The organism is Thermococcus prieurii, assembly GCF_054657655.1.
Genome location: NZ_BAAHYH010000001.1, coordinates 89,749 through 108,726, shown reverse-complemented (window position 1 = coordinate 108,726; position 18,978 = coordinate 89,749). Strand labels below are relative to the sequence as shown.

Below are 18,978 nucleotides of genomic sequence, written 5' to 3'. Positions count from 1 at the left end.
TCGCCGCTAACCGGTGGAGTGATTGAAGAAGTTTTAAGGTGGTGAAAATGAGCTGGACTACCCCGAAGAGGGCATTCATGGGTGCCGCCGCCGCAGAGGGCGGAACCAAGCTCAACGCCTTCGACAACGCACTCCTTAAGCTCGGCATCGGAAACGTCAACCTCGTCAAGCTCAGCAGCGTTATTCCGGCACACATCGAGTGGATGGAGAAGGTCCACGACGTTCCAATTGGAATGCTCCTGCCGACCGTATACGCACACATCGAGAGTGACGAGCCAGGTATGACAATCAGCGCGGCCCTTGGAGTCGGAATAAGCAAGAACAACGAGGGTGGCCTAATCTACGAGTACGCGGGCTACTGCAGTGAGGAGGAGGCCAAGGAAATCGTCAGGAAGATGGTGGAGGAAGGCTTTGCAAACCGCGGCTGGGAGCTCGGGGAGTTCAAGGTGGCGAGCGCCGAGATAACAGTCAAGGACAAGCCCGCCGCGGCCATAGCGGTCGTCGTCATGTTCCCCTACTGAACCCTTCTCTTTTCAACGAGGGTGAACTCCCTCTCCCCCGTTCTTTCAAACACCATCTCGTATCGGACCTTTCCCTTGACAGCCCAGACCTCAACGATTGAATCCCCGGTCATCCAGAGAACGTCGAAGCCGAGCTTTCTCAGCGCCTCACCCAAGGGGCCTTCAAGCCTTACACCGGGAAGGAGAAGCCTCGGGACGCCCTTTCCTTGAAGGAAGCGCCATAGCGACACGAAGAGTGCCCTCGGACTGCCCTCGTCAGCGGGAAAGACGAAGAAGAGGACCCCATCGTCGAGGAAGCGCTCGAGGCGGTAGTCATCGAAGAAGGCAACGTTTAACTCAACGCTCAATTCCTCGCCACCGCTAATCTCTCCCACTAAGTGCGGAATTCCAGTCCGGGCTTCCTCACTGATTTCAGCCCAGAGTTCGGCAATCCTCTGCGCCAAAAGCCGTCTGAGCTCTGCCTCGGCCATCGCTACCAACTCGCGGGAGGGCTTTAATAACTTTGCCCCGTGAAAACCCATAGGTTTAAAACCCGAAGGGCGAGCTAAGCTCAGGTGAGGTTCATGGGCTACAGCGAGGAGGAGAGGGCCTTTATCGAGTGGTATCCGAGGGGCTACGGCGTCGGTTTCAAGGTTAAGGAGAGACTCTTCGAGACGCAGACGAAATACCAGCGGCTGGAGCTCTACCAGACGGAGGGATTCGGCAAACTGCTCGTTCTCGACGGGACTGTTCAGCTCGTTGAGATAGGCGAGGAGAGCTACCACGAGGTTCTCGTTCACCCGGTCATGCTCGCGCACCCGAATCCGAGGAGGGTGCTCATCATAGGCGGCGGCGACGGTGGGACGCTGAGGGAAGTGCTCAGGCACGAGAGCGTTGAGAAGGCCACGATGGTCGAGATTGACGAGATGGTCGTCGAGGTCTCGAGGATTTACCTCGGCATAGACAGGGGCGCCTTCGACGACCCGAGGGCCGAGCTGATAATCGGTGACGGCGTGGAGTATCTGAAGGAAACTGAGGAGAGCTTCGACGTCATAATCGTGGACTCAACCGACCCCGTCGGCCCGGCGAAGCTCCTGTTCAGCGAGGAGTTTTACCGCTCGGCCTACGAGAGGCTCAACGAGAAGGGCCTCTACATCACCCAGGCAGGGAGCGTCTACCTCTTCACCAACGAGCTCATAGACGCTTACAAAGCGATGAAGAAGGTCTTCGACAGGGTCTATTACTTCAGCTTCCCGGTGATAGGCTACGCGTCCCCCTGGAGCTTCCTCGTGGGGGTTAAGGGAGACGTGGACTTCAGGAAGGTGGACGTGAGCAGGGCCCCGGAGAAGCTCTACTACTACGACCCCGAGAGGCACGAGACGCTATTCCAGATGCCACGCTACGTCAGGGAACTCCTTGAGAAGGAGTGAAGGGTGTGAACTGGAAAAAACTGGCAACGCTGTTGCTCACAGTCGTTATAACCGCCTACCTGCTCCACAAGGTCCAGGCCGAAGCCTCCAGGGTTAGCCTTAGCCTCTCAACCCTTCTCTCCCCATACTTTCTCCTGGCGGTTCTCATGGGTCTAACCGGTTACATCCTCTACACGCTCCTCTGGTACGTCTACGTCCACCACGCCTCGGGGGTTTCGTTCAGAAGAACCCTGCTCGCGACGCTCTCAGGAACGTACCTTGGCTTCTCACTCAACAACGCGGTTGGAGTTCTCGTGAAGGTCAAGCTCCTGGGCACCGATTACTGGTACACGATGGGCGTCGGCCTGCTTGCGATAGCAACCGAGTTCCTGTCTGGTCTGCTCCTGGTTGCCCTCATCGGGAGGAACCCCGTGGCCCTCGTTCTGGCCGTTGCGCTCATGGTGGCTATGGTCTTTGACGCCGTGACGTACTACACGCTCGCCCCGGTATTCAAGCTCCTCCGGGCTGGGGAAACATTGGACAAGATGTTTTCGGGCTGGCACCGGGCAAGGGGCGACACACGGACGGTGCTGTTGGCCATCGGAGCAGGGATGGCTCTTTCTCTCAACAACGCGGCCACCCTTTATCTCGTCGGACGGGCAATGGGACTGACGTTCCCGTACCTAAAGGCAGTTGAGGCGATACTCTACTCGAACTTCCTGGGCGGAATCCTTGGGACCCCCGGCGGTGTGGGTGCCAACGAACTCGGCGTCACGATGGCGATAGGCGACAATCCAGATGGAATCGTAACGGCCTTCCTCTACAAGTTCATAACACAGTACGCCTACGCAATCATCGGCGCGGTCGCTTTCTACCGGGTCGTTTCAAAGGAGCTGGAGTGAAAACCTAATTAACCATGACCTCGAGCTTAAACCGGTGGTACCATGAGGCTCGAGGAACTCACGTGGCCCGAGTTTGAGAGGGTCAGAAAGAACGTGAAGGCCGTTATAATCCCCGTCGGAAGCGTCGAGGCCCACGGGAGGCACCTGCCCCTCGGCACTGATGTCTTCGCGCCGGTGGAGATAGCGAATCGCGTTGATGAGAAGCTGAAGGAGAAAGGCGTTGACGTCCTCGTGGCCCCTCCGGTGTGGTATGGGCACACGTTCGTTCTCAACGTCTACCCCGGGACGATAAACGTCTCAGCCGACGCGCTGAAGGCCTACGTGGCCGAAATCCTGCGCGAGTTCGCGAGGGAGGGCTTCAGAAGGCTCGTTCTCCTCAACGGGCACGGCGGAAACCACTCCCCGCTGGTTCTGGCATCGGAGGAAGTTGCGGAGGAGTCCGACGTAGAGATATGGCTGATAAACTGGTGGCTCGACTTCAGGGAGGAAATCCTCGGGGTCTGCTCGAGCCAGGGGCACGCAGGCGAGGACGAGACGTCGGTAATCCTCGCGATAAGGCCAGAACTCGTGAAGATGGAAGAGGCCAGAGGAGAGAGGAGAACGAGGAAAGTCCGGGTCATACGGAGGGACATCGGCTTCGAGCTCTTCCCGGACGGGGTGAACGACGACCCGAGGAAGGCGAGCGCTGAGAAGGGCGAGGCGATACTCGAAAGGGTCAGCGAGAGGATAGCCGAACTCCTGGTGGAAGCGGATGAAGAGGGAAAGGGTTCTTGAGGAGATTGACAGGAGGATAAAGCGCCTTCAGGCAGAGATTGAGATAGCGGAGGCGGGATTAAGGAGAATTGAGGAGCTCGGGGCCAGGGCAAAGGGGCCGGAGGTGAAGGACTACTCCCCATATTACCTCGCGGGAATGCTCCTCTGGTTCGCAATAGGCCTCGTCCTCCTCGTGGTCATCTCAAGGAGGGCGCCCTCAGGTGTTAAGATACCCACAGGGCTCTACGCGCTGATGATTGTCGCCTTCAGCGTGCCCCTCGCCTACTACCTCCTGACCCGGGAGAGGAAGGAAGAACCGGGAAAGAACCTGCTTGAGAGGGAAAGGATGGCAAGACTCGTTCTCAGGGCCTTCTACGAGCCCCTGAGAAGGGCCGTGGAGAGGGACGACAGGAAGGCCCTCGGGACCCTCGCGGATGAGCTCCTGAGGAACCCCCCGCTCGCGAGCGCAATCGAGAGGCTCGGTGAGGGCGACCCGAAGGTCATCGCCTACGCCCTGCTCCTCTACGCGAACTTCAGGGACGGCCTTGAAGACGAGGTTGCGGAAACCGTGGAAAGGGTTCACAACAAGCCCGTAAAGGCCCTCCTCCAGTCCCTGCTCGAGCCGAAAGGTTATAACGGTGAAGGGCGCTCGATAGAGGGGGAAGACCATGAGGTTTGAAGTTCTCACCAAGGACGATATGAACGCCCTTTCGCGCGAGCTCAGCAGGGCGGGAATAATGAACAGGACGAAGGAAGAAACCAGGGCCGAGATTGAGCACTACGTTGTAATCCGGGGAACCTACGCCGAGCTCGTCGAGGTGGCCTCAGATGTTCCGGCCATAGGTGAGGAGCTTGAGGCCGTCAAGCTGGCCTACGACGAACTTCTCGAAAACTGGGAGCCCGGCGAGGTTAAGGAGCTCGGAACCCTCTTCGAAGAGCCCGACCTGCCAAAGCTCTCGGTTGTGAGCGCGCTTATTGAATCCGGGGCGATAGAGGAAACCGACGGGGGCTTCCTGCTGAGGGAAAGAGTTCCCCTCGATGCGCTGAGCCTTGAGCTACGCTTCCCGATTGAGGAAATCGGCGACGAGCTTGAGGAGCTTGAGGAAAGGTTAAGGGCAACGCTCGTAACCGAATACACCCTTGAGAAGCGCTACTACGTTGAGGTTTTGGAGGTCGAGAGGGAGCTGATAGAGACTGCCCTTGATATAGCGGAGGACTACGCGACCGAGGAGAGCTACGTCGAGGCGATGTTCGACGGAATAGCCCGCTCCGTTTTGGCGGAGAGAATCCTTGAGCTGGCCGAGAAGTACAGGAGGAAGAACGAGCTCATCGAGGCGATTATGGAGCTCGAACCGATAACCGTCGAGGGCAAGAACGAGAGGATAAACATCTACTACGACGAGGACGCGATAGAGGACTTCCTGAAGGTTCTTCAAACGCTCGGCTACCTCAAGGTCAAGGGCAACAGGATATGGATTTAGCAAAGTTTAAAAGCCCGAACCAAAACTCCGCTCGGGGGTGGAGGAGATGGCGGTGTTGAAGGCCATCAAGATTAAGGACAGGGACGGGGAGATACTCTTCCGCTGTCCGAGGTGCGGAATGGTCTTCCGCGACGCGAAGGCCTTCACGAGGCACGTGAACAGGGCTCACGGCCATCTCTTCCGCAGGTGATTTCCTTCTTTTCTTGCGGGATGAAGAAACAGCCAGGACCCTGAAAAGTGATGAGCGGAGGGCTTGGCCGACCGCTACTCGCGCATGACGATTTCCTTCGTGAGGCGGACTATGAAAGTTTTTCCGACCTTCTCCCTCTCGACGAGCTGTTTCTTCTCGAGCTCCTGGATGATTCTGCTTATCGTCGGCCTTGAATAACCTGTCAGTTCCGGCAGTTCCTCCTGCTTTACCGTTCCGCCCTTGTCAAGGATTGCCTTGACGACTATGCGCTCCTTCTCGGTTAAAACCTCGATTGGAACCTTGTTGGCGGACCACTTCTTCTTGGCGTAGTAGAGGGAAGCCGGAATCGCGACCGCAAGGGTAAGTATCACCGCACCGATGACGAGGGTCCAGTTGGTTCTCGCGGGCGGTGTCGTCGGAGTAATCGTTATCTTCAGGTTCTCCTTGACCCAGTAGGTTTGGTACCCGAGGTGCTGTAGCTCGGTTTCGACGTTCTTTGACATGCCCGCGCCGATGAGGACCACGAGGTTGGGGTGGAGCTGCTTAAGGGCCGTGATGACGGACTGGGAAAGGTTGTCCGGGTTGGTGAGGAGGAGAGGGTTGTTGTAGTTCATCGCCCATCTGGCCGCGGCGAGAGCAGAGCCGTAGTCGCTTGCACTCGCGAGGATTACAGTCTTAGCGCCGTTTGGGTAGAACTCCTCCGCGAGCTTAACGGCCGTGTCAACCCTCGTGGCGCCGCCTATTCTCGTGACTTGGAACCCCAGGTTGATGAGCTGCTCTTGAACGGTTTGACTTATGGCCTTGTAGTCACCTATGACGAGTACCTTGTACCAGCCGAACTGTTCATAGCTCTGGAGCTGGGCAAGGGTCGTTGAATCAAGCTTTTGGGGGTTCACGGGGAGTATTGGGACTCCGAGCAGCTTTGAATATGGAAGCGCAACTATGTAATCTATCAAGTTATCGTTTCGGACGATTATAAGGTCATACGGTGGGGTTTCGCCCGTGGACTGAGCGAGAACTGGACGGGTGAGCGGGAGGAGAAACACAAAAACCAGCACGATTACCGCGAAAACCCGAACGTACCTTCCCATTTCACCACCTGAAAAGGAGATAAAGGGAGGCTCTTAAAAGGTTTTTCAAAGCTCAAGCTCCTCGCCGGGCTTGAGGATAACTACCTCCGCCTTGTCCCCGACGAGCCTCTTGAACTCCTCCGGGTCGGCTGAAATCGGGGGCCAGGTGTTGTAGTGCATCGGGACGACCTTCTTCGGCTTGAGCAACTCGACGGCCTTCGCCGCTTCCCTCGGACCCATCGTGAAGTGTCCGCCTATCGGGAGCAGGGCAACGTCAATCGGGCCGTAGAGCTCGCCGAACAGGCCCATGTCGAGGAACACGAAGGTGTCACCGGCGTGGTAAATCGTCTTTCCATCGAGCTTGACTATATAACCGCAGGGGTTGCCGATGCTGTGAACGCCGTCACTACTAGAGTGCCAGGCCGGAACCTGGACGATTCCGACGCCGTCAACCTCGGTGGGCCCGTAGTTCATGCCGATGACCTCAACCCCCTCAGCCTTCTGGGCGATGTAGTTCGCAACGTCGAACATCGCAACTATCTTTGCACCGGTCCTCTTGGCTATCTCGACCGCGTCTCCAACGTGGTCACCGTGGGCGTGGGTAACGAGTATTAGGTCGGCTTCAACCTCCTCCGGCTTCACCGCAGCCTGCGGGTTGTCACTGAGGAACGGGTCTATCAGGATTTTCTTGCTCCCTTCAATCAGAAAAGCCGCGTGTCCAAGGAACTTCACCTTCACCATGACCATCACCTCGAAGATAAAATAACCAAAGCACACTTAAATGTTTCGACTAAACCTCCACCCCAATCTTTATTCCCTCGTCCTTCTCTATCTCGCGGAGGAGGAGAACGACCTTCTCGGGCGGAAGCTCCATCCTGGAGAGCAGTTTTTTAGCTTTTCTAACCTCTTCCCGCTTTTCCCCGCTTGACCTTCCCTCAAGGTAGTCGAGAACCGCCAGGAGGGCCCCTTTAAGGCTCCTGTCGCCGAGGGGTAGGGGTCTCCAGCCGTTTTCGTGAACGTAGACTGCCTTCGGAACCTCAACGCCCGACAGCTTGTCCACGGGCACTATGGAGGGTTTGCCCCTCGCGCGGAGGTAATTGAGGAGGACTTCCTCCCCAAACCCCTCGTTGAGCAGGCTCTTGTAGGCTATCTCAAAGGCGTTGAGAAGCGTGGCAAGGCGCTCCAATTTTCCTATCCTGTCCTTGGAGAGCAGGGAGAGCTTTACGAGCACCCGTTCAAGGGGTTCCTCCTCCAAATCAACGGTGAAGAGAACCCTGTCCCTGAGGGAAGTTCCCTCTGCGAAGGCCTTGGCAACCACCCACTTGGCGCCGTTAGTGAGGATTCCGTAGCGGACGCCCCTGCTGAAGCAGTAGCGGGCGAGCTGGCGGAGCGGTTCGTCGCGCTTTATTACGTTCACCGAAAGGTTCTTCGCCTCAAGGAAAGCCACAATCTCGCCGTTGAGGAGGAGCGCGTAGTCGGCCCTCCCGTCCTCGGTCCTCTCCTCGGGCCTGACCTCCTCCGGGTTGTTCCAGTCCCAGCCGAGGGCCGTCATTATCTCGCCTATCAGGTGTTGCTTTACCGCTTCCTCGTTCCTCTCGTAGAGCTTCCTGTGTAGACCAATCCGCGACATAACGTTGAGAACCGCGCGCTCCATCCCCTCACCTTTTCCCCGTTGGTAAGGCCACCTAAAAGCTTTTGGGGTTTGAGAGCTTAGATATCTAAGGTGGAAACCGTGTGCAGGATACTCTTTGCCATGGGGCCGGGGGAGGGGATTGAGCCCCTCGCTAGAGCGTTCATGAAGTCTGCCGAGAAAGACCCCTACCGCGCGAGGAGAAGCGGTAAGAACCAGCACCGCGACGGATGGGGCTACGTCCTCCTGAGCGATGGAAGCGTTCATCACTACCGCTCGGCAAGGGCAGTCTTTGAGGATGGGAAGGGATTTTCAAGGCTTGTTGAGCTCCTCCGGGGAAGCGATAATGCGGTTCTCCTTGCCCACGCGAGAGCGTCTTCCCAGGGCTCGCTCGGGCTCTTCAACGTCCAGCCCTTTGCATTCTCCACGAGGCGCGGTTTTTCCTTCTGGTTCCTCCACAACGGCGACCTCGACAAGGAAAAGATTATCGAGCTGGCGGGGTTCGAGGGAGAAGACCTGAGGGAGGCATCGGACAGCTACGCCTTTTCGGCCTACCTGTGCAGGGCCCTTCAGAGGCCTGAAAATGAAGAACTCCTGAAGCACTACTCACTCGGGACGTCGCTGGCGAAGACAACCTTCAACACGGCCACGCTCTTCCTCCTTTCCGACGGGGGCTGGAGGGCTCTCGTGACGGCATACATGACCGACGAGTACTGGAAGAACGACCTCCACAGGGACTACGCGAGGCTGATTGAGCTCGACGGCGACGTTTTCGCGGTTGCGAGCTCGACCCTTGAGCTCTACCACGATGCCCGCTGGAGAAGCATCCCCAATGGTACCGCGCTTTTAATAACGCCCGATGGAATCGAACGCTTTCCCCTGGGGTGATGGTATGGACGAGAACGCCCCGATTAGGGTTTACATGACGCGGAAACTCATCGGCGTTTCGCCGGAAGATACGGTAAAGCGGGCCTGCGAGGTCATGATGGAGTTCGACATAGGCTCGCTCGTCGTTGTGGAGAACAACGAGGTCGTCGGCTTCTTCACGAAAACCGACGTCATAAGGCGAGTCGTGATTCCGGGCAAGCCCAACACGACACCGGTTCGGGAGATAATGACGCGGGAGCTCGTTACGGTGGACGCCAACACCCCGCTTCGCGAGGTTCTCGACATAATGGCCAAGAAGGGCATAAAGCACATGCTCGTGAGCGAGAACCGGAAAATCGTCGGGATATTCAGCCTCAGCGATTTGCTGAGTGCGAGCAGGAGAAAGCTTGAAACCGCCATAGCGGCGGAGTGATGTGCCATGATAAGGATTGCTCACATAAGCGACACCCATATCACCGGTGAGAGCGCCTACAAGGGCTATGCCTACGACCTGATAGCCAACGAGGTGAACAGGCTGAACTTTGACTTCGTCGTCCACACAGGAGACGTCACCAACAACGGCCTCCGCGAGGAGTACGAGAGGGCCGAATACGAGCTCAAGAAGATTCAGAAGCCCCTCGTCGTCGTTCCGGGCAACCACGACGTCAGGAACGTCGGCTACGACCTCTTCGAAGAATTCATCGGCCCGCTCAACGGCGTCTACGAGTTTAAGGACGGCGTCCTAATCTGGGTGGACTCGACGATTCCGGATTTAAGCGACGGCAGAATCGGGAAGCACAAGTTCCGCTGGATGAAAAAGAAGCTTGAGGAGTACTCCGACAGGAGAATCAAGATAGTGGCCGCGCACCACCACCTCGTCCCGCTCCCGAACACCGGACGCGAGAGAAACGTCCTATTCAACGCTGGCGACGTTCTCGATTTGCTTCTCAGGAACGACGTCACGCTCTACCTCTGCGGTCACAAGCACGTTCCCAACGTCTACCGCGTCGAGGACCTGGTTGTTGACAATGCCGGCTGTACCTCCTGCCGGAAGACGAGGCGTGGCGACGTCAACAGCTACAACATCGTTACGATACACGACGATGGCAAAGTGGAAGTCACGATACGGCGCGTCACCGGCGAGGAGGTTAAAGCGGAGCACAGGCCAGTTAAGCCAAAGCTCTTCGTTCCCAGGGGAAGAAGGCTCCTCAGGATAGTCCAGCTCAGCGAGAGCAAGGTCTCGGACAGGGTTTACTTCAGGAGGAAGGTACTCGAGAACGTTGTGAACCTGATAAACAACCGTCTCAGGCCAGATATCGTCGTCCACAACGGCGACGTCGTCGACATGGGCATCGAGCGGAACTTCCAGCGGGCCAGGGAGCTTTGGGATAGGATTGAGAGGCCAAAGCTCGTCGTCCCGGGCCACAGCGACATGACATACCTCGGCTACGAACTCTTCCCCGAGTACTTCGGAGAACCTGAACCGCTCTCCTTCGACGGATTCACGTTCATTCCGGTCTCAACACCGCAGTACGAGACCGAGATAGGCGTCGTGGGGAGGTTCGGCCAGAGGAAGCTGGCGGAGGAACTGGACAACGCCGAGAACTTCCGCGTTGTCTTCATGCACCACAACGTCGTTCCGATACCAAGGAGCAGGGAGCGCGGGTTCCTTGAGGACGCGGGCGACGTGCTGAAGCTCCTGACAGAGAGGGGCGTTGAACTCGTTCTGACCGGGCACGGGGGCAACGCCTTTGCAGTTCGCGTAGAAAACACAATCGTCATAAACGCCGGCTCGGTCAGCTGGGAGCTCCACAGGAACCCCTTTGGAAACAGCTTCAACGTGATAGACGTCTACCCGTGCATGGTGATAGCCTTCGAGGTCCAGGCCACGTGGGGGAGCAGGAGGCTCCTCGGAGTGTGGAAGCTCAAAGGCTCTCGCGGAGGCGCTCCATGAGGTCCTCCATTATTTCGTTCACGGTCTTTTCAAGCTCGACGTTCTCTATGACCTTTACTCCGTGCTCCCTGGCTTTTCTGACTATGTACTCCTGAAGCCAGAGAATCTCGTCGAGGTGTTCGAGGTAGTACTCGGCCGGCCTCTTGCTGTAGCGCGAGCGCTCGTAGAAGTGGGCCTCCAAAGCCTTCCTGTCGCTCACCGTCAGGATGTACATGAAGGCGTTCTCGTTGGTCTCGATGAAGCCAGGAATTAGGTGTATCCCCTCGATTATCGCGTTCATTCCCTCACGCTGAACCCTGTCGAGGACGGCCCTGACGCCAACGGAAACGTGCCTGACCTGGCTCTCGAAGCCCTCAATCAGACTGCTCGCCCCCTTGAGCTCGCGCCACGCTAAAAACGATGAGGCGTGCAAATCGGGCAGAAGCTCCCTCGCTATTATTTTCCTCATGACCTCTCGAACGGTGTCGGTGCCGATTATAGTCCTTATCGAGAGCCTGAAGGCCAATTCCGTCGCTATCGTGGACTTTCCGACGCCGGTAACGCCCCCGAGGAGGACGACGAGCGGAATCTTTTTCCTCCTGAATTCGCGCCAGAAGAGGTAGCGCTCTGCTTCCTTCTTGAGCCCGTGCTCGATGAGCTTCCGGTAGGTGAGCTCCCTTATCTCGTCAGTGCTTACAACGCGCTTCCTCTTCTCCACGAGCTCCCTCTGAACCTCGCTCGCGATTATGTAAGCTATACCCACATCCACCCCGGCCAGGGTTATAGAACGAGTTAGGATTCCGCGCGAAAACGGCAACTGCACCCTCCTCTCGGGGTCCGTGACGATTATCATCTCCCCACCACCCTCCTGGCGAGCTCCAGAACTGCCTTCCTTAAGTCCTTGCCGTCCACGTTGACCGGCTCGTTGGCGAGGTAGATTACCTCGATGCCCCTCTCAAGGGCCCACCTCGTCACGACGTCAACCGCCGCGGCTTTCAGCTCAACGAGGACTGCATCAACCCCCGCTTTTCTCCCGAGTTCCACGAGGTCACCCTCAAGTGAGGGCCTCTTCGAGAGGTTTCCGCTGGTGAAAACAACCTCGGCACCGAGTCCCTCGATATCTCCAACGGCCCTCTTAATTGCTCTCTCGGAAGTCATGAAGAGTGCAACCCTCTTCCCCGAGACCTCGCCGAGCGGTTTCGGCGTGAACCGGACCAAGTGGACGTCAGCGTTGGGATTAACCTTCCTCACGAAGTCCTGGAACTCCTTGGCCTTCCGGGGCTCAACGTCCGCCATGGTGATTACCGTTATGTCAGCCAGACCAATCCTGAAGGGTCCGAAGAAACCCTCAACGGTTTCCCTTGGCTGGAGGGCGCTGAGGACGGTGATGTAGCCGTCCGCCAGAACCGGCGGAATCGTTGCCCCGCTTCCCTCGGCTATGATGATATCGTGAGGAAGTCCCTCGGCGAGCCTTATCCCCTCGTGGACGACGTGGAAGAACGGAAAGCCCGCCATTCCTCCCCCACAGCGCCGGCACCCGATGGTCGTCACTCCAGCGACGAGGGCATCTTCGTAGTGGTCCGAAGCGGCGTGCTTGCCCATCTCCGCGAGTTTTAGGAGGTTCTCTGGCGTCAGCTCTTCCCTCTCGCCGTCTATGAGCTCCGGTCTCTCCGGCCCGCCCCTGCCCATCGTGACAACGACGGGGCGGTACCTCTCCTTCAGAACCCTCGCGACGAAGCTCCCTACTGCCGTCTTCCCGACGCGTTTTCCGAGGCCGAGGACGCTTATGGTCGGCTTTGACGACTTTATCAGCTCCCCGGGCCTGAACTCGAAGTCGGCTCCCCTGTATGTAACTCCATTGCGCAGGCAGATTGACGCTATCCGGAACCTCGCGCTGTAATCGACAACGGGCTCATCACTCAGGTCAACGACCTCGTCAACATCGTTCTCCGAAAGTGCAAGTTCAAGAGCTTTCAAAGGGTCCTCGTCAACGTAAAGCCTTACCCCGAGTTCTTCCGCAAGCTTCTCGGGCGAGCCTATCTTCTCACCACCCCCGAGGAAGACCGCACAGCACACGTCGCCGAGTTTTTCAATTGCCCACCTCGTCACGGGCGGGTAGTGCTCGCCGTCGATTAGGGCGAGCCTCCTCATTCCCTCACCTCATACTCGATTACCTCGGGTTAATTTAACCTTTTCCGTTTTTCCAAGCACTCTCTGAGGAGAAAAGTTATAAAGGGGAACGATGAACTAAGGACGGCCTCAAAGGCCAGATAAGGAGGTGTGTAAAATGGCCGAGTTGATTGTTAAGTCCAAGGTTAAGGAGCTCGTTAAGAACATCGACCCCGAGATGAGGGTCAGCCCGGAGTTCTACGACGCCCTTGAGGAGGAGCTCAAGGCCCTCGTCGAAAAGGCCGTCAAGAGGGCCAAGGCCGAGGGAAGGAAGACCCTCTACGCCAGGCACGTTTGATGCCCCTTTTCTTTCCTTCCAAAGCCTTTTATTGATTGGTTCCTAACTTCTCCGGTGGTTTCATGGCGTTGAGAAAGCTCGGCGATTCTGCTTACCTTTACCCCGGAAGTCCCTCCACGCTCCTTCGGGTCGTCGATGGTGGGGCCGTTCTCGTTGACCCCGGCCACGGGAGCGGGAGGCACAAGGACCTCAGGCGAGAATTGCGGAAGCTCGGCTTTCCCCTCAAAGCCCAGCTCGCGACGCACGGACACGCTGACCACGTGGCCGTTTCTCCGAAGCTTGACGCCCCTCTTTTCGTTCACCGATTCGAGTTCTCCATAGCAGAGAGCCCCCTCAACAGGGAAATCCTGACCTTCGGTTCGAGAGCTCCACGGGGTTTTCTGGCGTACTCTGCCGGCGAGGTGAAGGCTCAAGCGGTCTTCGAGTGGGGCGATGAGCTTTTCGGACTGAAGGCCTTAAAGCTGAACGGCCACTCTCCTGGAATGACTGGGTTCCTCGATGAAGAAAACAATCTCCTCTACGCCGGTGATGCGTTCTTCGGCGAAAAGCTCATAGGCGCGGTTGGCGTTCCATACCTCGTGGACTGGGCCCTTTTCAGGGAGTCCCTCACAACTCTCAGGGACTTCGCCGAGAGGGGCTACCTACTCATTCCCTCGCACGGAAGGCCCGTGAAGGGCGACGAAGCCGTTGAAACGCTCGAATTCAACCTCAACCGCCTGGATGAGGTTGAAAAGCTCGCCCTTGAGTTCCTCCGGAAGCCGATGACCGTTGAAGAGCTCGCGCTCGGGATAATGAACCACTACCGCGTTGAGGTTACCCCTCAAAAGCTCGCCCTGAACCTCGTGCCCCTTCGGGCCCTTATATCGGAGCTCTACAACCGCGGGCTCATTGAAGCGGTGGTTGATAACGGGCTCAGGTGGGTTGTGAGGAGGGAATGAGCCGTTAAAAACTTCCACAGGGGTACAACCTCGACCGTAACCCCGTCCTTTACCAGCTTTTCTTCGTCCTCCCACGTGACAACAAGGCCCCTCTTAACCCTCAGCGCTTTTGAGACTCGAACGAGGTTGCTGAGCTCCCTGTCGGAAGTCCCTTCCAAAGAGAACGTCACTTGGATGGGGAGCATTTCGTCCGTCCGCAAGATGAAGTCCACTTCCCCTTTTTCATCCCTCCAGTAAAAGAGCTTCCCCGGCATCAGCGAATAGCTGAGCTGGCGTTTGAGCTCCAAAAACACCGCAAGCTCAATCAACTTGCCACGTGATGGATGGCTCTTGAGCGACATCGCCGTTGCGAGTCCAGTATCAACTGGGTAGACCTTTCTCGGGGCCAAGAGCTGTCCCTTCGGCTTGAACGAAAACCGCCTGAGCTGGAATATCAGATAAGCGTCCTCAAGGTAGGAGACGTAGTCCCGGACGGTGTGGACGTCCTTGAGGCCAACTATGGAGCCGAGCTTGGAGTATGTGAACTCGGAGGAGCAGTTGGAGAGCAGGTACAGGGCGAGCTCCCTCAACGCGCTTCTGTGCCTTACCCCGTGCCTCAGAACAACATCCTTTTCAACCACGTCCCGGTATATCTGGTTCAAGTATATCCTGCCGAACTTCAGGGCCTCGGGGAAGCCCCCGATGTTGAGGTATTCCTCTAAGAGCCGTTTGACCCTGCTGACTTCCCTGTCCGAGTACTCCCATTCTTTTGAGAGTCCAACCCCCCTGAACGAAAGGAACTCCCTGAAGGAGAATGGGTAGAGCGTAATTGAGAAGTGTCTCCCCGTCAGATAAGTCGCCAACTCGCCGGAGAGCAGGCGAGAGGACGAGCCAGTAACGATGACCCTTTTGTTGAGCCTCAGTCTCGAAACGAACCTTTCCCAGCCCTCAACTTCCTGAACCTCGTCGAGAACAACGAAATTAACCTCCCCCCAGAGCTCCCTTGAAGCGTTTAGGAGCCTTTCAAAGTCTCCACTTGTAAAGCCCGTTAGCCTCTCATCAAAGAAGTTCACGTAGAGGAAATTATCGCCGGCCAAACGCCAGGCCATGATTGATTTTCCGGAGCGTCTCACGCCCAGTATTGCCAAGACGTTTGGAGTAGCGAGGAGTGACTTCGCGCTTTCCTCTGCTTCCCTCGGGATTATTCTCTCACGCCCCATGAACTCAAGCATTTCCTCCCTCTGGGAGACGAGTATCCTCTTCAGCTCTTCGACTCGCATGAATCTTTTTGGGCATTGGTGCCCTTAAACTTTGCGGTCACCAACCTCAAAGATTGGAAGAAACTTTGTGATTACCAACCACAAAATTCACTCGTCCCCTGGATAGCAGAGGTAGCGGTAGGGACAGAACTTGCAGGCGTAGCTCCTCCAGCCCTCTGGCGGTTTCCCTTTCTCGTAGGCCTTTTTGACCGAATAGAAGTGTCTTAGCGTCTCCTTGAAGAGCTTGCTGTCGTAGGGAATCTCAAAGGCCCTGAAGTTCGGGCCCTTTATCACCGGAAAGTTCGACATGTCGAGCTTGCCGATTATCTTCGTCGGCTCGTCGTGGAGTTTAATATAATACAGGTATCCGTATTCCGCCTCGGCCCACCGCAGGTAGACGTTGAGCTGGGCAAGGTGGTAGTCATAGGGCACCTTCGGCAGGCTCGTCTTCCCCTTAATCTCGATTGGAAACTCGCGAAACGCATCTATTCTCCCGTGAATCTCGAAACCAAGCTTTCTTGAGCGCAGGACGAGATGTCTCTCGAGCTCGAAGCCGAAACGTTTGCTAAGAATCTGTCCGAGGACCTCGTGGGTTTTAACGCCCTGATTAAGCCTAACCTTGACGTTCTCGGGCCACCTTGGAGGGTAGCCCTTCAGGCGGAAGTATATCCGCCTCGGACAGGTCAGGGCTTCGCTCGCGTAGAACTCTATTAGCCCGTCGTTTTCAGCGCTTCCGTTGTTTCCCACTTCTCTTCCCTCCGGTGGGCGGTTCATCGGCCCGCGAACCTCCCCGCCCCTGCGTCAGCTAATACCGACGTCATCACAGTTCAGACTGGGCAAGGGTCGTCATCCGCGAAGAGAGGTAGAAGGGAAGAATTTAAAGCTTCTGGTCCGTTAGAGAATCATTCTCTTCTTTTTCTTAATCGAGTAGCTGAGCCCGTAGGCCGGCCAGATGCTCGGGGGTTGCTCGTAGTGGTGAAGGTTCCTCAAAATCTTCTCGGCCGACCTTTTATCCTTGGCCTTAACCCTCAAGACGCCTTTGTCGAGCTCAACGACCCCGTCCGCGAGGCGAACCGTCAGTTTCGAGCCGTCCACCTCGGGCCTGGCCCGCATGAGAAGCCTGCGGTAATCTTCATATGCCTCCTCGCTCAGCCTCTGCTCAAGAAGTGCCTCCTCCTTACGGCCAAACAGCCTCGAAAACAGCCCACTATTCGGGGGCTCGTCCTCCATACCGTTCATCGACCTCCGATGGTTCTCACCCTAAATCCGTCCTTTAAGTTTTTAAGGCTTTCCTATCGCTTTTTGACGAAGGGACCAAGATGAGAGCGAAGCGAACCCAGGTCATAAAACCCCGCATACGGGAGATACTCTCGAAGGAACTTCCGCCTGAGCTGGTTAGATTGCTCCCCAAGCACTGGATCCAGATTGGCGACGTCCTGATTCTGCCCCTCCGGCCGGAGCTTGAGCCCTACAAACACAGGATAGCCGAGGTTTACGCGGAAGTTCTGGGCGTTAAAACCGTCCTCAGGAAGGGTCACATACACGGCGAAACCCGGAAGCCGGACTACGAGGTTCTCTACGGCGGGGATACAGTTACCGTTCACGTTGAGAACGGCGTCAAATACAAGCTCGACGTTGCCAAAATCATGTTCTCCCCGGCCAACGTCAAGGAGCGCGTCAGAATGGCGGAAGTGGCGAGGCCGGGCGAGCTGGTCGTTGACATGTTCGCGGGAATAGGTCATCTGAGCCTCCCGATGGCCGTTCACAAGGGAGCGAGGGTTATAGCGATTGAGAAGGACCCCTACACCTTCCGCTTCCTGGTCGAGAGCATCTGGCTGAACAACGTCCAGGACCTGATGACGCCCTACAATATCGACAACCGCGATTTTCCCGCTGAAAACATAGCCGATAGGGTTCTGATGGGCTACGTTGTGAAGACTGCTGAGTTCATACCGAAGGCCCTGAGCATAGCGAAGGACGAGGCGATTATTCACTACCACAACACCGTGCCGGAGAGGTTGATGCCCGACGAGCCCTTTGCGACCTTCAGGAGGATAGCTAGAGAATATGGCTACGAGGCCGAGAAGCTCAACGAGCTGATTATCAAGCGCTACGCCCCCGGCGTCTGGCACGTGGTCGTTGACGTTAGGGTGTTCAAGCGTTAGGCTTTTAAGAATAAGCAAAATTAGTATAATGGTGGTTATACTAATGGCCATTATAGAAAGGCCCGAACTCGACGTTGCCCTCAAAGCGAAGTGGTTGCTCCTCTACGGGCGCAGGAAGACGGGAAAGACTTTCTACGTCCGCGAGAAGAGTAAGTACGCGAGGTATTTCATCGTTACGAGGGGCTCGGAGCTCATCGATGTGGATAGCGGAGAGAGAATGACCCTTGACGAATTCATGAAGTTTCTCCCGCTCCTTCTCCAAACAGGTAGAATAGTCGTTGACGAGTTTCATCGCCTTGGAGAACCGTTCTTTTCTCTTCTCCAGGGCCTGTCGGGAAAGGGTGAACTGACCCTCATAACCTCGACGAGGCATTACTTCAGGAGGTTCCTCGGGGAGAGCAGTCCGTTGCTGGGCCTCTTCCACGCTCAGGAGGTGGGTCTCGTTAGACCCTCTGACGCCCTAAAGTTCGTTCACTCCATTGGTTTTGAAGGCAGGCCCCTCGTAGAGCTCGCCGTTCTCGTTCAGGAACCGTGGCTCGCTCCTACGGTGGAATCCTACGGCGTCGAAACCTTTGACGTCCTCGGTACCGTTCTCAAGGACTATGTTCCCGGCCTCGTGGGCGAGATATTCACCGAGGAGGAGCGCGAGCTTACCCGGAGATACTGGGCAATCCTTGAGGCCGTTGCCGGGGGAAAGGTAAGCACTGGGGAAATAGCGGGGGAGCTATCTTCTCGGGGATTGATGGAGAACGCTTCCCCGGGAGCTGTTGCGCCATATCTCGAAACCCTCGCGGGAATGGGCCTGCTTGAGAGAATCCCCGTCTTCGGAAAGAAAAGGAAGGTCTACCGCTACCGCCACGTATCGCCCCTCGTGGACTTCGCGTACTACCTGAACGCAAAGTACGGTTTCTTCGAGACGGGTCTTCCCCAGAAAACTGTCCGAAGAGTGCTGGGGGAAAAACTACCCCACTACGTTGATGTGTTCTTTGAACGTCTCTTCGCCCAGCACTACGGCCTTCAGCCCGTCAGGATTGAGAAGCCGGAGCTTGAGCTCGACGTTGCCCTTGTGAAGAACAGGAGGCTCTATTTGGTCGCCGAGGTCAAGTGGAAGGAGAAACTTAGAGAGCGGGACATTAGAAAGGCTGAAAACAAGTTTGAGAGTGCTGGAGCGGAGGTTAACATCCTCGTCGTCCCGGACAGGAGCGTCCTCCCACGGGAGCCCGAGAATGCAAGGGTCTTTGACTGGAGGGACGCTTTAGCGCTCGCCCCATAACGGCTCCCAATCATCACACACGAAGTTCATGTGGACGGTCTTCATGTGCTTCCTGCACATTCCATAGGTCAGGAAGTAGGAATCAATCGGCCCGAACCAGCGACAGTTCTTGCAGGCCTTTGAGCTTTTCGTCCATTTTCCCCCACCGGGGAGAATAAGAGG

The 18,978-nt window shown here is 56.7% G+C and carries 23 protein-coding genes; 14 read left to right on the top strand and 9 right to left on the bottom strand.

Translation table 11 applies throughout. From position 1 onward, the window contains the following. The first annotated feature begins 47 nt into the window (after window positions 1-47). Complete coding sequence (locus tag ACYQ04_RS00655) at window positions 48-521, top strand: pyruvoyl-dependent arginine decarboxylase (RefSeq protein WP_099212257.1); 474 nt, start codon at window positions 48-50, stop codon at window positions 519-521. Here the strand turns inward: ACYQ04_RS00655 and ACYQ04_RS00650 are convergent. Then, a complete protein-coding gene (locus ACYQ04_RS00650; protein ID WP_460126770.1) occupies window positions 515-991 on the bottom strand; it encodes a hypothetical protein in 477 nt (158 codons plus the stop codon). The genes ACYQ04_RS00655 and ACYQ04_RS00650 overlap by 7 nt on opposite strands. Before the next feature lie 93 nt (window positions 992-1,084). On the opposite strand from ACYQ04_RS00650, the gene speE reads away from it, so the two are divergent. From speE to ACYQ04_RS00620, 6 genes are read left to right on the top strand one after another with little or no spacing between them, the layout of a single operon-like run. Then, window positions 1,085-1,930 carry a polyamine aminopropyltransferase gene (gene speE / locus ACYQ04_RS00645; protein ID WP_460127233.1) on the top strand — a complete coding sequence of 282 codons (846 nt, stop codon included), beginning with the start codon at window positions 1,085-1,087 and terminating at the stop codon, window positions 1,928-1,930. Window positions 1,931-1,935: 5 nt separating this feature from the next. Further along, on the top strand, window positions 1,936-2,811 hold the full coding sequence (locus ACYQ04_RS00640; protein ID WP_460126768.1) for a lysylphosphatidylglycerol synthase transmembrane domain-containing protein: 876 nt from the start codon (window positions 1,936-1,938) through the stop codon (window positions 2,809-2,811). A 42-nt stretch (window positions 2,812-2,853) separates the two neighbouring features. Then, a complete protein-coding gene (locus tag ACYQ04_RS00635; protein WP_460126766.1) occupies window positions 2,854-3,585 on the top strand; it encodes a creatininase family protein in 732 nt (243 codons plus the stop codon). Next, window positions 3,563-4,243 carry a hypothetical protein gene (locus ACYQ04_RS00630; protein WP_460126764.1) on the top strand — a complete coding sequence of 227 codons (681 nt, stop codon included), beginning with the start codon at window positions 3,563-3,565 and terminating at the stop codon, window positions 4,241-4,243. The genes ACYQ04_RS00635 and ACYQ04_RS00630 overlap by 23 nt, the downstream gene beginning before the upstream one ends. Next, a complete protein-coding gene (locus ACYQ04_RS00625; RefSeq protein WP_460126763.1) occupies window positions 4,233-5,045 on the top strand; it encodes a hypothetical protein in 813 nt (270 codons plus the stop codon). The genes ACYQ04_RS00630 and ACYQ04_RS00625 overlap by 11 nt, the downstream gene beginning before the upstream one ends. A 46-nt stretch (window positions 5,046-5,091) precedes the next feature. After that, window positions 5,092-5,235: a C2H2-type zinc finger protein gene (locus ACYQ04_RS00620; RefSeq protein ID WP_460127232.1), complete on the top strand. Its 144-nt coding sequence runs from the start codon at window positions 5,092-5,094 to the stop codon at window positions 5,233-5,235. A gap of 74 nt (window positions 5,236-5,309) precedes the next feature. Here the strand turns inward: ACYQ04_RS00620 and ACYQ04_RS00615 are convergent, their stop codons facing one another. Genes ACYQ04_RS00615 through ACYQ04_RS00605 form a run of 3 tightly spaced genes read right to left on the bottom strand, consistent with a single transcriptional unit; the run spans window position 5,310 to window position 7,959 of the window. Then, window positions 5,310-6,326: a cell wall-binding repeat-containing protein gene (locus ACYQ04_RS00615; RefSeq protein WP_099212280.1), complete on the bottom strand. Its 1,017-nt coding sequence runs from the start codon at window positions 6,324-6,326 to the stop codon at window positions 5,310-5,312. Window positions 6,327-6,371: 45 nt separating this feature from the next. Next, on the bottom strand, window positions 6,372-7,046 hold the full coding sequence (locus tag ACYQ04_RS00610) for a metal-dependent hydrolase (protein WP_460127231.1): 675 nt from the start codon (window positions 7,044-7,046) through the stop codon (window positions 6,372-6,374). A 49-nt stretch (window positions 7,047-7,095) separates the two neighbouring features. Next, complete coding sequence (locus ACYQ04_RS00605; protein WP_460126761.1) at window positions 7,096-7,959, bottom strand: type I restriction endonuclease; 864 nt, start codon at window positions 7,957-7,959, stop codon at window positions 7,096-7,098. Window positions 7,960-8,028: 69 nt separating this feature from the next. Here ACYQ04_RS00605 and ACYQ04_RS00600 point away from each other — a divergent pair, with 69 nt between their 5' ends. From ACYQ04_RS00600 to ACYQ04_RS00590, 3 genes are read left to right on the top strand one after another with little or no spacing between them, the layout of a single operon-like run. Further along, entirely contained in the window at window positions 8,029-8,823 is a 795-nt protein-coding gene (locus ACYQ04_RS00600) for a class II glutamine amidotransferase (RefSeq protein WP_460126759.1), read from the top strand. A 4-nt stretch (window positions 8,824-8,827) separates the two neighbouring features. Continuing rightward, the gene (locus ACYQ04_RS00595; RefSeq protein WP_042690647.1) at window positions 8,828-9,235 is read left to right on the top strand and encodes a CBS domain-containing protein; all 408 of its coding nucleotides are present in this window, start codon (window positions 8,828-8,830) and stop codon (window positions 9,233-9,235) included. 6 nt (window positions 9,236-9,241) lie between these two features. After that, window positions 9,242-10,756, top strand: coding sequence for a metallophosphoesterase family protein (locus ACYQ04_RS00590; RefSeq protein ID WP_460126757.1), 1,515 nt, complete (start codon window positions 9,242-9,244; stop codon window positions 10,754-10,756). Here ACYQ04_RS00590 and ACYQ04_RS00585 read toward each other — a convergent pair. Both ACYQ04_RS00585 and ACYQ04_RS00580 read right to left on the bottom strand, forming a co-directional pair. After that, a complete protein-coding gene (locus ACYQ04_RS00585; RefSeq protein WP_460126755.1) occupies window positions 10,728-11,588 on the bottom strand; it encodes a 2-phosphoglycerate kinase in 861 nt (286 codons plus the stop codon). The two genes, ACYQ04_RS00590 and ACYQ04_RS00585, sit on opposite strands and share 29 nt — an antisense overlap. Beyond that, complete coding sequence (locus ACYQ04_RS00580) at window positions 11,585-12,886, bottom strand: 2,3-diphosphoglycerate synthetase (protein ID WP_460126753.1); 1,302 nt, start codon at window positions 12,884-12,886, stop codon at window positions 11,585-11,587. Before ACYQ04_RS00580 ends, ACYQ04_RS00585 begins: the two co-directional genes overlap by 4 nt. A 136-nt stretch (window positions 12,887-13,022) precedes the next feature. Between ACYQ04_RS00580 and ACYQ04_RS00575 the strand changes: the two genes are divergently transcribed. Further along, a complete protein-coding gene (locus ACYQ04_RS00575) occupies window positions 13,023-13,202 on the top strand; it encodes a hypothetical protein (RefSeq protein ID WP_167913668.1) in 180 nt (59 codons plus the stop codon). A gap of 62 nt (window positions 13,203-13,264) precedes the next feature. Further along, a complete protein-coding gene (locus ACYQ04_RS00570) occupies window positions 13,265-14,140 on the top strand; it encodes an MBL fold metallo-hydrolase (RefSeq protein ID WP_460126751.1) in 876 nt (291 codons plus the stop codon). Here the strand turns inward: ACYQ04_RS00570 and ACYQ04_RS00565 are convergent. The 3 genes from ACYQ04_RS00565 to ACYQ04_RS00555 all read right to left on the bottom strand — a co-directional run bounded on the left by ACYQ04_RS00565 (window position 14,074) and on the right by ACYQ04_RS00555 (window position 16,608). Next, window positions 14,074-15,399, bottom strand: coding sequence for an ATP-binding protein (locus ACYQ04_RS00565; protein ID WP_460126749.1), 1,326 nt, complete (start codon window positions 15,397-15,399; stop codon window positions 14,074-14,076). The genes ACYQ04_RS00570 and ACYQ04_RS00565 overlap by 67 nt on opposite strands. An 87-nt stretch (window positions 15,400-15,486) precedes the next feature. Next, window positions 15,487-16,152 carry a CRISPR-associated protein Cas4 gene (cas4, locus tag ACYQ04_RS00560; RefSeq protein ID WP_460126747.1) on the bottom strand — a complete coding sequence of 222 codons (666 nt, stop codon included), beginning with the start codon at window positions 16,150-16,152 and terminating at the stop codon, window positions 15,487-15,489. 120 nt (window positions 16,153-16,272) lie between these two features. Then, window positions 16,273-16,608 (bottom strand): hypothetical protein, encoded by a 336-nt coding sequence (locus tag ACYQ04_RS00555; protein ID WP_167915070.1) that lies wholly within the window; start codon window positions 16,606-16,608, stop codon window positions 16,273-16,275. An 89-nt stretch (window positions 16,609-16,697) separates the two neighbouring features. Here ACYQ04_RS00555 and taw2 point away from each other — a divergent pair, with 89 nt between their 5' ends. Together taw2 and ACYQ04_RS00545 are read left to right on the top strand one after the other, a co-directional pair. Further along, window positions 16,698-17,543, top strand: coding sequence for a tRNA(Phe) (4-demethylwyosine(37)-C(7)) aminocarboxypropyltransferase Taw2 (taw2, locus tag ACYQ04_RS00550; RefSeq protein WP_460126745.1), 846 nt, complete (start codon window positions 16,698-16,700; stop codon window positions 17,541-17,543). Between the two features lie 28 nt (window positions 17,544-17,571). Beyond that, window positions 17,572-18,816, top strand: coding sequence for an ATP-binding protein (locus ACYQ04_RS00545; protein WP_460126743.1), 1,245 nt, complete (start codon window positions 17,572-17,574; stop codon window positions 18,814-18,816). The last annotated feature ends 162 nt before the right edge of the window (window positions 18,817-18,978 follow it).